Origin of the sequence: Brachyspira pulli (assembly GCF_036997785.1) — a bacterium.
GTDB classification, from domain to species: domain Bacteria; phylum Spirochaetota; class Brachyspiria; order Brachyspirales; family Brachyspiraceae; genus Brachyspira; species Brachyspira pulli.
Map to the genome: position 1 here is coordinate 1 of NZ_JAWLQI010000032.1, position 15,995 is coordinate 15,995.

Sequence of the window (15,995 nt, forward strand, 5' to 3'; positions counted from 1 at the left end):
GCTATTTATATTTAGTAAATAAATTTACTAAATGCTCATAAGTTTTTTATTTCTTCTATACTTAAATTTGTTAATTCACTAATAAGGTTTAAATCCATATTTTTATTTTTCATATTTCTAGCCATAGATATTTGGGTTTCTTTTATACCTTCTTCTCTGCCTTTTATTCTTTCTTCATTTAAAGCTAAAATATCAAAATAATTCTTTTCATATTCTGCATAATTATCAAATAAATCTTTTGTGTTTACAAATTTGTTATACTCATCATAAACTTCTTTCATTATAGGATTTTTTTTAACTAACATTTCCATAATATCCTCCATTTTTCTTTAGTTGTTAAAAAATAAAACCAAGCATCTAATTCATCTGTAAGTCTTGAATTACTAGATAAATATTTAGGAAGTTCTAGGAAGTGCATTTCCAGATGATTAGTAAGTATATGATTAGTTTCTAATTCTTTTATTACATAACAGCTATGTTCTTTATCAATATACTTTAATAAATTGAAATCCAAAATATTAATAACTATAACCTGTTTTAAATCATTATATTTTTCATTATTCCTCAAATTAGAAACATAACATTTAGCCCAATAATACAAACTTCTATAAACGAATGATTGATTTCCAACTCTTTGTATTTCTATTAAAACAGTTTCTCCGCTTTTAGTTACTGCTCTAACATCTACTATCGATTGCTTATCATTTATGGATTCTTTTAAATTAAAAGTATTTAAAACTTTCACTTCTTCAAAAGTCTCTTGATTATAGTCCAATCTTACAGAATTAATGAGATTCTTTAAAATGCGTTCATGTCCTTCTTTAGCAAACATATAACGCATAAAATAATCGTTAAGTACATTAATATCTTTTCTTTCATTCATAATTTTATTATAACAAAAGAATGTAAATTGTCAAAGTAACCAATAATTATAAAAGCTTTCAAATATTATTCTGTTTTTTTATTGAACTTTTCAAATATTTGCTGTCTTCTCTTTTTATCTGAACTCCATAACATAAGTCCGAATACTATAATAGCAACAGGAAGCATTACTATATTAATGATTCTTACAAAAAGCTTAACAGTTTCAGGCACTTGATAAGGAGGATTATATATAGCTCCTTTTCTTCTTATGCTCATAAGTCCATTATCGCCGGCCATATAATCAACTAAATTCATTAAGAATATTTTATTAACAGTATAAGCACTGTTTTTAGCCATTTCATAAGAACCAACCACAATTACTTTTCCGCTTGTAGTAGAATTGATTCTGTTTATTCCGCTGTTAATATTATTCTGAGTATTTGTAGATGCTGGTATATCTTTTCCTTCAAATGCACTATTCATTTTGCCTTCAAAAGAAGCAGCTAATAGTCTTTTTGATAATTTGCTTGTATCAGTTGGCATTCCTGTCATAGATGCCATAAAGTTTTCTGTTTCAACCCAGCTTTTATCACTTGTATAAATTAATGGAGTTACTTTTATATCAGTATTATTTGTATTTGTTATTATTTCTGATGATATAGGAGCAAGCATTAAATTAATACTTTTAGTTATATCGCTTTTAGCGTTAATGTTTTCAGCTGCTATTAAAGGTATGTAGTACATTTTTTGTTCAGGCATACCTTGCTGTACTTGAGCTTTATATGCACTGTCATCAAATATCATATTAGTTGCTATACTAAAACCATAGTTAGGAAGTATTTCATTTAATCTATTTGTAACAGGCATAAGTTTTGGCCCATACATTTGAGCATTTGGGTCATTTTGATTTATTTCTACACCATTAAGCATAAATAATACAGGTTTTCCGCTCATAATGAATTGATCCAATTTATATAATTCATAATCAGTATAAGCAGTTTTACTTCCAGCAACTATTAATGCATCTATGCTTGAAGGTATATCATTTAAAGATATATCAACTGCTTCAAAATTATAATTTCCTTGTATTTCAGTAATATATTCGCTTACGCTGTCATAAGCATCATTAGGATTTCCACCGAATTGAGGAGGTATAGTTATATAATTAGCTTCTTCATGTCCTTGAACATATCCTATTGTAGCTTTAAGTCCAAGCATGCTGTCTATATTTTTTGATATTTCATTTTTTATTTCATCAAATGCCCCATATAATATATATGAAGTTGCAAGTTCTCTTACATCATCTCCATTTTCTAATACCAATGAAAAATATGCACTTCCTTTATTTGCTATAATATTTCCGCTAGGATCTTTTATATCCTGCCATTCTATTTTTTTGATATTAAGTTTTTTTAATAGTTCTTCATTTTCTGCTGAAGGATTTGACATATCAACATGTATAAATTTTACTTTATTCATCAAATCTTTATTAGCATCAGAAACAGCCTGCATAATTGAATCAGGTATTAATTCCATAGCACCTATAGGAAGAAGTTCATATATTTCAGGAGAAGAAATATAATAAACATTTAAATTATTTTCTAATCTTGTTAACTTATCGTTTTTATCCATTAATTTTCTCATAATGGTATCTATATTATATTCCAATCCCTCAGTTGATTGTACAAACGGTATTGTTTCTATAGAATCTCCATATATGAATGAAAGTCCCATATAAGCTACTTTAGTTTGAGTTTGATCTTTCTCTAATACACTTATTTGTGTTGGGTTTATTCTGTATTGAGTAGCTAAATCACCATGTTTTGATGCATCTACCACTTCAAAACTTATATTTTTACCGCCTGCAGATTTATATCCTTCAAATAAGTCCTTTATATATCTTTCATAAGTTGAAAAAGGAGGCGGAAGATTTGGAGTAACAAAAAATTTCACAGTCATAGGTTCTTTTAGATTTTTCACTAAATTTTTACTTTCTTTACTTAGAGAATATACTTTATCTTTTGTTAAGTCTATAATTGGTGTAAATTGATTAATTATTGCATTTATTAAAATTATAATTACTACTACTAATGAAAATGTGATTATTCTGTCTTTTTTCTTTGTCATTATATTACCTGCTAATAAATTTTTTAAAAAATGATTGTTTATTATATATTTAAGAATATTATTTGTCAAAAATATACAGAAGTATAAACCTAAAAATATATTTTTTGTAATATTTTTTATAATAACACTTGACATTTTTATTCACTGTGCTATAATAACTATCACTTGCCGAGTTAGCTCAGTAGGTAGAGCAAGGGACTGAAAATCCCTGTGTCTAGGGTTCGATTCCCTGACTCGGCACATTCCTTTATTTTCTTAAATTCTTTAATTTCAAAAAAACATCTTTTTATACAAATTAATAACTTGTAATATATAGCTTTTTAAGTTATTTTATATAATAATAATTTTTATGGTGCATTAATATGGATATTGAAAAAGAAATTAATAATTACATTAATCCAATATATGAAGACAATCATATAATAGTTGCTGTAAAGCCTCCTAATATACCAACTCAAGGCGATATAACCGGAGATGTATCTTTTTTTGATAATATAAAAGATTATATAAAAATAAAGTATAATAAAAAAGGAAATGTATTTTTAGGACTTGTACATAGGCTTGACAGACCTGTATCCGGAATTATGGTTTTTGCTAAGACTTCAAAAGCAGCATCAAGATTAAGTGAGGCTATAAGAGATAGAAAATTTGAAAAAACTTATTATGCTGTTGTTAATGGCATACTTTTGGAGAAAGAGGGCAGACTTGAAAATTATCTTATAAAAAAGACAAATAAATTAGGAAATATTGCTCAGGTAGTTTTTGAAAATACTAAGAATGCCAAAATAGCCAAATTAAAATTTAATGTAGTTAAAGAAGATATAATTAAAAATTTGAGCTTACTTAGAGTTGAATTGGAAACAGGAAGATTCCATCAAATAAGAGTTCAGCTTTCCAATATAGGTCATACTATATATGGAGATAGGAAATACAGCAGTTATATAAAGTATGACAGAGATGATGTTCCTTTGGCATTGTTTGCTAAAAGCTTGAAATTTCCTCATCCAACTAAAGATGAAGAAATTTATGTAGAAGCTGAATTGCCTAATTATAATCCTTGGAATATATTTTAATTGGGATATTTTTTAAAAAAATATAAAAAAACAGAAAAAAACATGATTTCTGCTTGACAAAAAATCAATTACATAGTATTATAATGAAACATTCAAACGAATGATAAGAAATACGGGCCAATAGCTCAGTCGGTAGAGCATCGCCCTTTTAAGGCGGTTGTCGAAAGTTCGAACCTTTCTTGGCTCACATAGAGTTCTTACAATTTTATATAATATGCCGGTGTGGTGAAGAGGCTTAACACACAGGATTTTCATTCCTGCATGCGCGGGTTCGAAACCCGTCACCGGTTCATTTCTTTTACCATACTTGAAAGAGTGTGGTTTTTTTATATCTTTTATTTATCTTTAATATTGATTAAATGTCCACATAGCATAATATTGAAAATATATTTAAAGAAGTATATTTTATCAAAAATAATTTTTTAAATTTTAAATATTTGAAGGACTTTGACACTGCGAAGCATACAGCTTTGCAAGTCCAACTTCTTTTGCGACTGTAGGAAGTGCCTAAACTATAGGAAGTCCTTTAGGGGGTATTATCACAAAGAGCCTATATCCTTGATAAACTCGGATACGCTTCGCGAAAGACTGCATTTTTAGCCAAAATATAGTTGTTTTTAGGTATATACTATTATTAATTGAATAATGATTTTTAACTTTATTATAAAAAATATTTATTTAAAAATATTTATATTATATAATGTTATTATAAATAAAATTAGGACTATATATGGAAAATTCAAATAATGAAAATAAAAAAGTAAAACAGCCAAAACTAAGCCTTAAAGAAAGATATAATGATTCTTTTTTAGAGGAAGCAGAAAATAGAAGAAAAAAACTTCAGTATCAAAGAATGCATGTAGGACAAATTAATAATCCGCGTCTTGAACATATGATTAAACTACTTTATCAAGTACATCAAAACTATTATTTTGGATATTTTGAGGCTAGCTGTACTTTAGCCGGAAGTATGTTTGAACAATCTTTAATGATTCTATTAGAAGAAAAAATTCAGGAAGAAGGATATATTTCTATATATAAATTTAATAATGGAAAGAAATATGAAGAAAAAATTACTAATGTAGAAGATTTGGCTCAATGTAATATAGGTTTTTTGATATCAATAGTAAATAATTATAAAATGCTTCCAAAAAATGAATATAATTTAGCCAAAACACTTCAATGCATAAGAAACTGCATAGTACATGATATGCTTCCTAAATTTAGAATAAGAGATAAATATTATGAGGCAGATTTGAAAATTAATTTAAGCTATGACACAACTAAAACTATAAGTATTTCTGTAGATGAGGTAAATACATATACTGCAGGACAAAGCTCAATAGAATTATGGTCATATTATTTGCTTACAAGAACAAGAGAATTAATAGATTTTCTATTTAAAGAAAGAGTAAAGAAATTTCCGCCAGATTTTTTATAATTTGTACAAAAATTAAAAGGGGACTATTTTTATAGCCCCCTTATTTATAATTTTATATAAAAGTTATTTTTTACTTTATTATTTTTCAACTTCAGATTTATATTTGATTAAGCCTTGTTTCAATATTTCCATAGCTCTCTTTAAGTCTTTTGAGTCTAATGCATAGCACATTCTAACTTCATCAACACCCAAACCAGGAGTTGCATAGAAACCTTCACCAGGAGCAAACATTACAGTTTCACCATCAAGGTTGAAGTCTTTAAGCAACCATATAGCGAAATCCTCAGCATTTTTTACAGGAAGTTTAGCAAGTACATAGAAAGCACCTTCAGGTTCTTTCATAACTACTCCGTCCATTTTTGTGAGTTCTTCAAATAATATTTTTCTTCTGTTATCGTATTCTTTTCTAGCATCTTCAAAATAGTTTTCTGGTAAATCGTATAAAGCAGCAGCACCAACCATTTCAAGAGTAGGAGCTGATAATCTAGCTTGACATTCTCTAAATAATGCATTGCTGAAATTTTTATTTTTACTTATAACACATCCTATTCTAGCACCGCAAGCAGAGAATCTTTTTGATATAGAGTCAATTATAACAACATTTTCTGCTACATCTTTATATGTACCGAAACTTATAGCTTTTCTGTCACCATAAACAAATTCTCTATAAACTTCATCACTTATAATGAACATATCATGTTTTTTAGCAAGATATGCAATGTTATCAAGTTCTTCTCTAGTAGAAACAACACCAGTAGGATTTGAAGGGTTAGAGAACATATATGCTTTTGTTTTTGGAGTAATATGTTTTTCTATTTCATCACGATTAGGAAGATGGAAGCCGTTTTCAGCATAAGTTCTAACAGCATTGCGTTTGATGTCTAATACATCATAGAAACTGTTATAATTAGCATAATAAGGTTCTGCTACCAAAATTTCATCACCTTCATCAAAGATAGCAAGTAAACTGAATAATAATCCTTCACTTCCTCCGTTAGTGATGTTAATTTCATCTTCTTCGTAATGAACACCTAATTTATCATAATATTGTTGAATTTTATTGATAAGCGGCTTCATACCTCTTGAATGTTCATATTTAAGGGTTTTACCTTTATATTTAGAAATAGCTTCTAAAAATACGCTAGGTGTTTCAATATCAGGCTGACCAATATTAAGATGATATATTTTAATACCTCTTTTTACTGCATCTTCAGCATGTGGATTCAACTTTCTTACAGGCGAAGTTTTTAGCCTCTGAATTCTTTTAGATATATCCATATTCCTCTCCAATATTTTTATATATAGTAATCTAAAAAAATAAGATATATCAAACTATAAAAATTGTCAATATACCTATATAATAAAATTAATAATAATAAACATTATTTTAAGATATAATTATAAAATCTGTATAATAAATTAATAAATAAAGTGAAAAGAAATCATAGTTATGCTAAATAATTTTATTATATAATAAAATACTACATATATTGATTAAAGATGTTTTTTGATATAAAATTAATAATAAAAAATTAAAATAGAATATATGCATATAAAACAATTTATTATAATATTATTAACAGTATTGTATATTCCGCTATATCCATTCGGCGGAAAACCTATTAGAATAGAAGAAGTAAGACCATATTATACGGCTGATGATACAGCTAAAATAGAAGTATATATTTATACAAATAAAGGTGATAATACCAATTATAATTATCTTACTTTTACTATAGCTGATGCAATAGCAAATCAATTAGAATACAATAAAACTATAAAATTACAGTCTGCAACAAATTATACTATTGAACCAATAGATTTTGAAAGAGCTTATGATTATAAAGTATTTAAATTTACAAATGTAACATATACAAGCAAAACAGAAGGCACAAATATAACAATTCTTACAAATTATGAATACTCTACTTATACTAATTGGGGAGATGTACGAAGTAATGTGAAATTAATAACCCCAGAAACTCCCGGATTTGTATTGCAAACGAATGAAATGATATTTGAACATAATGGTTCTAATATTATATTAAGGGGTACTAATGATTTTGTTCAAAAAGTGGATATTGGAAAAAATTATTATGAATATTTTGGAGATGATATAAAGAAATATGTATTTACAAGAGATGCTGATGTAGCTGTATTTGGAACTGTAGAATATAAAAGACCAAATATTAATGTTGTAACATATATAGCATATATAAAATATAAAAAAATAGTTTCATATTCTTTTACTGTTCCTGAAGCGAGAATAGATGAGCAAATACCAAATTATGCATTGGAAATAGCAAATAGAATAAGTTATTTGGATAAAACAGGAGTAATAGCTATAGATGTAACTCCTCCGGATGCATTTGTTTATGTTGATGATGTATTTATAGGAAGAAGCGGAAATACATTATATGTTCCGGCATTAACAACCAATAATCATAGATTTACAATAAAAAAAGATGCTTATGAAACAATAGATACTATGCTTTCATTTGAAAAGCCTAATGAAAATATATTATTGCAATTTTCATTGACAGAGATGACTAATAGGGCTAGAGTACAGATAAATATACCTGGAGAAGAATCTAGTTCTGTAGTTATAAATGGTGTAAAAGAAACTCCTACAAATACTATAAACAGATATTTTGGATTCGGTACATATTCATTAAAAATCACAAATACAAATTATATAGATTATTATGGTACTTTTACTGTGGATAGTACTAATGCATTATATTTAACTCCTAATATGAAGAAGTTTAAAGAGCCTACTTTAGCTGATAAAATCTTTAAAAACTATGAAAGAAATACAAAAATATTTTTAGGATTAACTATAGCTTCTGCAATATTTTCTATAGGAACTTATGTATATGCCGGTGAAATATTAGATTCTACTATGGTAGATTATTATAATAAATATCAAAATACAGCCAACAGACCTCCAGTAGATTTGAGGAATTATAATACTGCAATGAATATATATATAGCTGGAATGGTATTAACTGGGGCATTTGCATTAACTACAGGTATATATTATATGCTTTGGGTAAATGAAAGTAATTTTTCTGTGGAGCAGTTATCTTTTAATGCTGGTTATGGTTCTGCCAATATCATGTATTCTTGGCGGTGGTAACAATATTTATTCTATAAAAAACAAATAAATAACATTATTTTTTTCAATAATATTTGACAAAAGGTTATTATTTACTATACTACTAATAATAATGTATTTTAGGAGTTTAATATGCTTAATATTATTTTTATAGGAGCTCCTGGTGTAGGCAAAGGAACTCAATCAGCTTTAATAGAAAAAGACTATTCTATAGTACATATTGCAACAGGTGATATGTTAAGAGAAAATATTGCTAATGCTACTGAATTGGGCAAAACAGCTAAAACCTATATGGATAAGGGAGAATTAGTTCCAGATAGTTTAGTTATTAATATGCTAAAGGAAAGAATAACAAAAGATGATTGTAAAAATGGTTTTATGTTAGACGGTTTTCCTAGAACTATAGAGCAGGCAAAAGAATTATCAAACATATTGGATAGCTTGAATTATAAAATAAGCAGTATTGTTTATATATATGCTGATGAAGAAATTATTATAGAAAGACTCTTAAAAAGAGGACGTGCTGATGATAATGAAGAAACTATCAAAAACAGATTAAAAGTGTTTGAAAGTCAAAGCAAGCCTGTATTAGATTACTATGAAGGAAAGTTAAAAATAATAAAAGTAAAAAGCGGCAGAGGCGAACCAGAAGAAGTTTATGCTAAAATAAAAGCGGAATTAGATACATTATAATTTTATAGAAAATAATTTTTTATATAAGGCTGCAGTTATAAATACTGCAGCTTTTTTATTTGCATGTAAATTTTTTAATTAAATAAAAACATTACTCAAAATTATTTTTATAATATATATTCCGAAAATCTAAAAAACGACACATCAAAAAAAATTATTAATTTATAGGTTTTATAAATATGTCTGAAGAAAACAATATAAACAACAGTATTGAGAATAATGATATCGAAAACAATAACGAAGAAATTGTTTCTGAAAATGCTCCAAGAAAAGTTGTAAAGAAAAAAATGATAGTAAAGTCCAAAAACAAAGAAAATATTAAGGACTTGGATTTATCATCTTATGGGGCTAGAAGACAATCAAGAATATATGCAGTGATGTCTTTATATTCTTATGAAATAAATGATAGAAAACCTAGTATAAATGAGATTTTAGATTTTGATTATGATAATAAAATACCTGAAAATATATTCTCTTTTACTAGAACTTTGGTAGAAGGCACTATAAGAAATTTAGAAAGAATAGACAACTTAATAGAAAAATATTCTAATAACTGGGATATAAAAAGAATACAATATGTAGATAAATCTATAATTAGAATATCTATATATTCTTTAATATTTTTAAAAGACATACCAAAATCTGTAGTTATAGATGAGGCAGTCGAAATTGCTAAAATGTTTAGCGATAAAGATTCTTATAAATTTGTTAATGGGATTTTAGATGGCATACAAGAAGACGACATACAATAGAAGACTAGCTAAATATAAAAATCTTCAAATGGTGGTTTTTATATTATGCATAGGAGCTTTAGGTTTTATTGCTATAATATCTTTAAATGTAGCAATCATGCAGGGTAAAGTAAAATTGAATTCTCAAGTGGTAGACGAATATACCTTAGCCAAGGAATATTATAAAAACAAAGATTATAATAAAGCTAAGTCTATATTAAAAAAAGAAATAGAAACTACTATAGATCCTAGAAAACAATATGAAGCTAATATACTTCTTGGACAAATATATAATGAAACAGGAGATTATGATTCTGCTATAAAAGTATTTAATACTATGACTAATTCCTTGTATTTAGATGAAAAATTAAAACATAATTTAGGAATATCATATTTAGAAAAAGAAATGTATGATGAAGCATTAATTTCATTAGAAAATTCATTAGCAATAAATACTAATTATATACCTAGCTTATTAACTTTGGGACGTTTCTATATGGAAAGAGATTTACCTCGTTTAGCTAAAGGTTATTATGAGAGAGTATTAGCTTTAGAAGATAATGATGAGGCTTTATTTTATGTTGGATTAATAGCACTTAATGAAGGTTTCCAAAGCGTAGCTTATGATACTTTAAGTAAATTAGTTAGAAGAAGTAAGAGTGAATATGCTGATAAGGCTGCTACTATTTTGGGTGATATATATGTAATATCAGGCGATACTGATAGTGCTATAGAAATGTATTTGAAAAGTTTAGTTAACTCTGATACAAAACCGGATTCAGTAAGAAGACTTGTAAAAATATATGAACAAGTTGAAGACTATGATGGTATAAAAAAAGTATATGAGCAAATATTAGAGCAGAATCCTAATGATGTTGATACTATACTTGCATTAGGTGAATTGTATGAAAAAGAAAATGCTTATGACAGAGCAATAAAATATTATTTGAGATTGGTAAGAATGAAGGATTATACCAATACTTATGAAGCTACTGGTTTGCTTGCTAATGCTTATTATAAAGGAAGTATGCTTAAAGAAGCTGAAGCTAATTATAAGAAAATAATAATGGCTAACAATAAAGATGATTTATATAAAACAGCATTAGAAAGACTTGGTGATATAACATACAGACAGAAAGACTTTTTACCATCTCTTAAATATTATCAAGAGATATATAAATTAGAAACTAATAATACTATATTTATGCCAAGACTTGGTGAATTAGAATTATATTATGGTAATTCAGATAAAGGTATTAAATTATTAAAAGATTCAATAGAAGCAGATGTTGGAAATGCTTTTCCTAGCAGAACACTTGCTATTTATTACGAGGGTATAGGAAATAATAATGAAGCATTAAATTATTACAATTATACACTTTCAAAATATCCAAAAGATAGAGAAAGTATATACAGAGCGGGAATGCTTTATTATAAAACTAAAGAGTATGAAAAATCAAAAGAATCTCTATTAATAGCAGCTAATGATGAAAATAATACAATGCTTGTTAGAGAAAATGCTTGGATAACACTTGCAACTATGATGGAAGAAATACGCTCTTATAATGATGCTTCAACTTATTACAGACAATTAGTTGAAATGTCTCCTACAGTTGAAAATTATATATTATACGGAGCATATTCTTACAGAAGACTTCAGTATAATGATGCTATATATGCTTATAATGAAGCTTTAAACTCTGCTACATCAAAGAAGGATATGTTTGATATTAATTTAGCTTTGGGTAAATGTTATTACAGAATGAATGAGCTTGATAATGCAGAAGAAAGTTATAGAAACGCTTTAGGTTATAATGGAAACGATTCGCAGGCTAAAGATGGTTTAAGGCAAGTTTTAACTAAAAAGGAACTTATGTATAATAATTGATTTTAATTGTTTGTTTGTAGGCTAATTTTAATTCTACAATTTACTTTAAGGGGCTTTATTTAAGCCCCTTATTGGTTTTAAATTTTTTTAATTATAATTATTTATTTTTCAGTATATACTGAAACGATTTCATTTTGCCGACTACTGCACATTATGTAATATTATCAACTTTTTTGACGCACAAAAAAGTTGCTATATCCTCAATAAACTCGGATACGCTTCGCGAAAACGCAATTGCTAGAACTTTATATTAAAAGTATATGTATTAAATGTAGGGTATAACCTAGATTTGGAGTAAAAATGCAGTTTTTTTGGTTCTTTTATACCAATAAAAGAACTGGGGTATGGGGCAAAGCCCCAGATATAAAAACAAAAATATAAATTTATTTTTGACAAAATATAGTTGTTTAGGTATATACTAAAAATTTTTAACTTTGTCATTTTTTTATTCAACTTTTTCCCGCCGCACACGCTCTGCGGACTTCGTCAAAGTTGCAAAAAGTGCAAGTATAAAATTAGTACTAAATCATACTAAAATTATTTTACATGTAAGATAGGTTATTAATTTGAGCTAAAATATAGTCCTTTTGCTTCTTTGGGTCACCAAAAGAAGTGGGGTTCGGGGGCTAGTCCCCGAAAATAATAACAATATAAAAACTAAAATTGACAAAATATAATTGTTTAGGTATATACTAAAAAATTTTTAACTTTGTCAACTGAAGTACTTAATATAAATTTTATCTACTTTTTTGCCGCACACGCTCTGCAGACTTCGTCAAAGTAACTCCACAGGCACGCTTCGCGAAAATGCAATTGCTATAACTTTATATTTTAAGAATATGTATTAAATATGGTATAAACCCTAGTTTTAGGTCAAAAATGCAGTTGTTCGCGAAGCGTATCCGAGTTTATCGAGGATATAAGGTTCTCGCCGAAGGCGGGCTGTGCCTTATACCAATACTTGATAGTACTTCTTTCGGTCGTAAAAGAACTGTGGTGCTTGCGAAGCACACAGAGAGTGGTGGGCAAATCCAGGCAGATATTTAAAATTTAAAAAAATTATTTTGGCAAAATATAGTTGTTTAGGTATATACTAATTTTCTAAAAATATCATAAAAATAAAATACATATTATAAAATCACTTGATATTTATTTGTAAAAATGTTATAATGGTCTAACAATGAGGGTTGTAAAATAGATAAATGTGAGTATTCATATTTTTCTGTTTTCTGCAAAAATAATAAAATCAAATTAGATAATAGGAGAATAGGATATGTCAGATAAGACAATATGTTTCTGTATGGCTGTAACAGAAAAACAAATCAGAGATGCTATCATTTCAAAAAAATTAAAAACAGTAGAAGAAGTTTCTAATGCAACTAAAGCTGGTACAGGCTGCGGCGGTTGTAAAGTAGCTATTCAGCAAATTTTAGATTCAATCAATAAATAAAAAATCAAAAAACATATTTATTTTATATCCCAATTATTAATTAGCGTATAACTTTATTATATGTTAATAATTAACTTAGATGGAGGTAGGAACATGTGGGAATATACAGATAAAGTAAAGGAGCATTTTATCAATCCTAGAAATGTAGGGGAGATAGAAAATCCTGATGCAGAAGCTATGACTGGAAGTATAGTTTGCGGCGATGCTTTAAAATTAACTTTAAGAATAGATAAAGCTACAGATAAAATAATAGATGCTAAATTTAAAACTTTTGGCTGTGCTTCAGCAATAGCAAGCAGCAGTATACTTACAGAGATGATAAAAGGAAAAACTCTTGATGAGGCTGCTAAAATAACAAACAGAGATATAGCACAGGAATTAGGCGGACTTCCTGAAGAAAAAATGCATTGTTCTGTAATGGGAATGGAAACTTTGGAAAAAGCCATTAATAATTACAGAGGAATCAAAACAGAAGATGATGAGCATGATGAAGGTGCTATAATTTGTAAATGTTTTGGTGTAACAGATACTAAAATAAAAAAAGCTATAAGAGAAAATAAATTAAAAACAGTAGAAGAAGTAACTTTTTATACTAAAGCAGGCGGCGGTTGCGGTGCTTGTAAAGTAAAAATTGAAGATATTTTGAATGAAGAATTGGCAGAAATGGAGAGAGAAGCTAAAAACGCTCCAATGACTACAGTTCAAAAGATTAAAAAGATTGAGGAAGCTTTGGAAAAAGTTATCAATCCTATGTTAAGATCAGACGGCGGAAGCTGCAGACTTGTAGATGTTGATGGTAATAAGGTTATCATTGAGTTTAAAGGTGCTTGTTCTGCTTGTGCTTCTTCAAAAAATACTTTGAAAGGTTTTGTAGAACCTAAAATTAAAGAGCTTGTTTCTAATGATTTAGAAGTTGTAGGTGTTTGATAGGAGTTATTTATGTCAGATAAAAAAATAATATATTTTGATAACAATGCTACAACTAGAGTGTATGAAGAAGTATTAGATGCTATGCTTCCTTATTTTAAGGGACAGTATTTTAATCCTTCTAGTATGTATAGTCCAGCTGGTGCTGTACATAAAGAAATGGAAAAAGCTAGAGAACAAGTAGCTGATTTTTTAGGCTGCGAACCTATAGAGGTATGTTTCGTTTCTTGCGGAAGTGAAGGCGATAATATGGCTATTAGAGGAACCATAGAGGCTTATCCTACAAAGAACCATATTATAACTACAAAAGTTGAACATCCTGCTGTTATAGAAACTTGTAAATCTTTGGAAAGACATGGATACAGAGTTACTTATTTATCAGTTAATAATGACGGTAATATAGATATAAATGAATTAAAAAGTGCTTTAAATGAAAACACTGCAATCGTATCTATAATGTATGCCAACAATGAAACTGGGGTTATTAATCCTATTAAAGAGATAGGCGAATTAGTAAAAAGTGCTGGTGCTGTATTTCATGTTGATGCTGTTCAGGCTGCTGGTAAATTGCCTCTTAATATGAAAGAAGAATCTTATATTGATATGCTTACAATAGCAGGTCATAAGATTCATGCTCCTAAAGGAATAGGTGCTTTGTACATTAAAAATGGTACTAAGTTAAGAACTGTTCAAACAGGAGGACATCAGGAAAGAGGAAGGAGAGCAGGTACAGAGAATGTTCCTTATATTGTTGGTTTAGGTAAGGCAGCATCTATGGTTAAAGCTGAACTTCCTAAATTTATTGAACATACTTCAAAATTGAGAGATACTTTAGAAGCTGAAGTTATTAAAAGAATAACAGATATAAAAATTAATGGTAAGGGTGCTAATAGAGTAAGCAACACTACTAATATTAGTTTTAAGAATATAGAAGGTGAAGCAGTATTATTATTATTAGACGGTTATGGTATATGTACTTCAAGCGGAAGTGCATGTTCTTCAGGTACATTGGAGCCATCTCCAGTACTTCAGGCTATGGGAGTTCCTTTTGAATATGCTCATAGTTCTACAAGATTTTCTTTTTCTTTAGATAACACTATGGAAGAAGTAATGTATGCTGCTGATGCTATAGAAAAAATAGTAGCAAGACTTAGAGATATATCACCTTATAAAGATTGATTTTTATTTATTAATAATCAAGAAAATAATAGCCCATCATATTTTTATGGCGGGCTTTTTTATTATAATTGAGTTTCAAATTAAAAATGATATATTTATTGAATTAAATAAAATTGTAATGTATATAATTAATAAAGAATGTTAGGATTATGTAAAAAGTATGAAAGAAATTGATAACTCTTTTATAAACAATTCTAATGATGATTTACTTGAACAAGGCAAATTATATTATAATGATGATAACTATGAAGAAGCTGTAAAATGTTTTAATAAAGTGAAAGAATTAAATCTTAATAGTGAAGATTTTTATAAATAAAATTTAATTAAATGAATATAAAGTTAATTAAAAATATTTTATATTTTTAAAGTTTAGTTTATACTGAAAATTTTAGAGTTTGTCAATTGATACACTTTATATAAATGTTATATACTTTTTTGCTGCACAAAAAAGTTTTTATCCTTCGGATACGCTTCGCGAAAAACGCAATTACTAGAACTTTATAT

At 27.7% G+C, this 15,995-nt stretch carries 12 protein-coding genes, 3 tRNA genes and 1 pseudogene; 13 read left to right on the top strand and 3 right to left on the bottom strand.

What is annotated here, in order from left to right; all coding sequences use genetic code 11:
* Nucleotides 1–35 precede the first annotated feature (35 nt).
* Nucleotides 36–883 (bottom strand): annotated as a pseudogene (locus tag R4K56_RS08460) (Rpn family recombination-promoting nuclease/putative transposase).
* A 65-nt stretch (nt 884–948) separates the two neighbouring features.
* Nucleotides 949–2,991: a GldG family protein gene (locus R4K56_RS08465; RefSeq protein ID WP_335772353.1), complete on the bottom strand. Its 2,043-nt coding sequence runs from the start codon at nt 2,989–2,991 to the stop codon at nt 949–951.
* A 167-nt stretch (nt 2,992–3,158) separates the two neighbouring features.
* Between R4K56_RS08465 and R4K56_RS08470 the strand changes: the two genes are divergently transcribed.
* The 5 genes from R4K56_RS08470 (at nt 3,159) to R4K56_RS08490 (ending at nt 5,505) form a co-directional block, all read left to right on the top strand.
* A tRNA-Phe gene (locus R4K56_RS08470) sits at nt 3,159–3,231 on the top strand.
* A 122-nt stretch (nt 3,232–3,353) separates the two neighbouring features.
* On the top strand, nt 3,354–4,064 hold the full coding sequence (locus R4K56_RS08475; RefSeq protein ID WP_335772354.1) for an RluA family pseudouridine synthase: 711 nt from the start codon (nt 3,354–3,356) through the stop codon (nt 4,062–4,064).
* A 114-nt stretch (nt 4,065–4,178) separates the two neighbouring features.
* Nucleotides 4,179–4,251 (top strand) — tRNA-Lys (locus R4K56_RS08480).
* Between the two features lie 29 nt (nt 4,252–4,280).
* Nucleotides 4,281–4,354: transfer RNA gene (locus R4K56_RS08485), tRNA-Glu, on the top strand.
* A 440-nt stretch (nt 4,355–4,794) separates the two neighbouring features.
* A complete protein-coding gene (locus R4K56_RS08490) occupies nt 4,795–5,505 on the top strand; it encodes a hypothetical protein (protein ID WP_335756938.1) in 711 nt (236 codons plus the stop codon).
* Nucleotides 5,506–5,583: 78 nt separating this feature from the next.
* Here R4K56_RS08490 and R4K56_RS08495 read toward each other — a convergent pair whose 3' ends face one another.
* The gene (locus tag R4K56_RS08495; RefSeq protein WP_335772355.1) at nt 5,584–6,783 is read right to left on the bottom strand and encodes a pyridoxal phosphate-dependent aminotransferase; all 1,200 of its coding nucleotides are present in this window, start codon (nt 6,781–6,783) and stop codon (nt 5,584–5,586) included.
* A 268-nt stretch (nt 6,784–7,051) separates the two neighbouring features.
* Here R4K56_RS08495 and R4K56_RS08500 point away from each other — a divergent pair, with 268 nt between their 5' ends.
* From R4K56_RS08500 to R4K56_RS08535, 8 genes are all read left to right on the top strand, one after another.
* Nucleotides 7,052–8,644 carry a PEGA domain-containing protein gene (locus R4K56_RS08500; RefSeq protein WP_335772356.1) on the top strand — a complete coding sequence of 531 codons (1,593 nt, stop codon included), beginning with the start codon at nt 7,052–7,054 and terminating at the stop codon, nt 8,642–8,644.
* 111 nt (nt 8,645–8,755) lie between these two features.
* A complete protein-coding gene (locus tag R4K56_RS08505) occupies nt 8,756–9,316 on the top strand; it encodes an adenylate kinase (RefSeq protein WP_297298417.1) in 561 nt (186 codons plus the stop codon).
* A 179-nt stretch (nt 9,317–9,495) separates the two neighbouring features.
* Complete coding sequence (gene nusB, locus R4K56_RS08510; protein WP_335756936.1) at nt 9,496–10,068, top strand: transcription antitermination factor NusB; 573 nt, start codon at nt 9,496–9,498, stop codon at nt 10,066–10,068.
* Nucleotides 10,040–11,935 (top strand): tetratricopeptide repeat protein, encoded by a 1,896-nt coding sequence (locus R4K56_RS08515; RefSeq protein ID WP_335760352.1) that lies wholly within the window; start codon nt 10,040–10,042, stop codon nt 11,933–11,935. Before nusB ends, R4K56_RS08515 begins: the two co-directional genes overlap by 29 nt.
* 1,273 nt (nt 11,936–13,208) lie before the next feature.
* Nucleotides 13,209–13,385 carry a (2Fe-2S)-binding protein gene (locus R4K56_RS08520; protein WP_297299404.1) on the top strand — a complete coding sequence of 59 codons (177 nt, stop codon included), beginning with the start codon at nt 13,209–13,211 and terminating at the stop codon, nt 13,383–13,385.
* A gap of 93 nt (nt 13,386–13,478) precedes the next feature.
* Nucleotides 13,479–14,312 carry a Fe-S cluster assembly protein NifU gene (nifU, locus tag R4K56_RS08525; RefSeq protein WP_335758824.1) on the top strand — a complete coding sequence of 278 codons (834 nt, stop codon included), beginning with the start codon at nt 13,479–13,481 and terminating at the stop codon, nt 14,310–14,312.
* Nucleotides 14,313–14,324: 12 nt separating this feature from the next.
* On the top strand, nt 14,325–15,491 hold the full coding sequence (nifS, locus tag R4K56_RS08530; protein ID WP_297299407.1) for a cysteine desulfurase NifS: 1,167 nt from the start codon (nt 14,325–14,327) through the stop codon (nt 15,489–15,491).
* Between the two features lie 160 nt (nt 15,492–15,651).
* Complete coding sequence (locus tag R4K56_RS08535) at nt 15,652–15,807, top strand: hypothetical protein (protein ID WP_335772783.1); 156 nt, start codon at nt 15,652–15,654, stop codon at nt 15,805–15,807.
* The last annotated feature ends 188 nt before the right edge of the window (nt 15,808–15,995 follow it).

Coding starts and splice junctions, on each gene's coding strand:
- R4K56_RS08535 (WP_335772783.1), top strand. CDS start 15,652: ATGAAAGAAATTGATAACTCTTTTATAAACAATTCTAATGATGATTTA.
- nifU (WP_335758824.1), top strand. CDS start 13,479: ATGTGGGAATATACAGATAAAGTAAAGGAGCATTTTATCAATCCTAGA.
- R4K56_RS08500 (WP_335772356.1), top strand. CDS start 7,052: ATGCATATAAAACAATTTATTATAATATTATTAACAGTATTGTATATT.
- R4K56_RS08490 (WP_335756938.1), top strand. CDS start 4,795: ATGGAAAATTCAAATAATGAAAATAAAAAAGTAAAACAGCCAAAACTA.
- R4K56_RS08505 (WP_297298417.1), top strand. CDS start 8,756: ATGCTTAATATTATTTTTATAGGAGCTCCTGGTGTAGGCAAAGGAACT.
- R4K56_RS08475 (WP_335772354.1), top strand. CDS start 3,354: ATGGATATTGAAAAAGAAATTAATAATTACATTAATCCAATATATGAA.
- nusB (WP_335756936.1), top strand. CDS start 9,496: ATGTCTGAAGAAAACAATATAAACAACAGTATTGAGAATAATGATATC.
- nifS (WP_297299407.1), top strand. CDS start 14,325: ATGTCAGATAAAAAAATAATATATTTTGATAACAATGCTACAACTAGA.
- R4K56_RS08465 (WP_335772353.1), bottom strand. CDS start 2,991: ATGACAAAGAAAAAAGACAGAATAATCACATTTTCATTAGTAGTAGTA.
- R4K56_RS08495 (WP_335772355.1), bottom strand. CDS start 6,783: ATGGATATATCTAAAAGAATTCAGAGGCTAAAAACTTCGCCTGTAAGA.
- R4K56_RS08515 (WP_335760352.1), top strand. CDS start 10,040: ATGGCATACAAGAAGACGACATACAATAGAAGACTAGCTAAATATAAA.
- R4K56_RS08520 (WP_297299404.1), top strand. CDS start 13,209: ATGTCAGATAAGACAATATGTTTCTGTATGGCTGTAACAGAAAAACAA.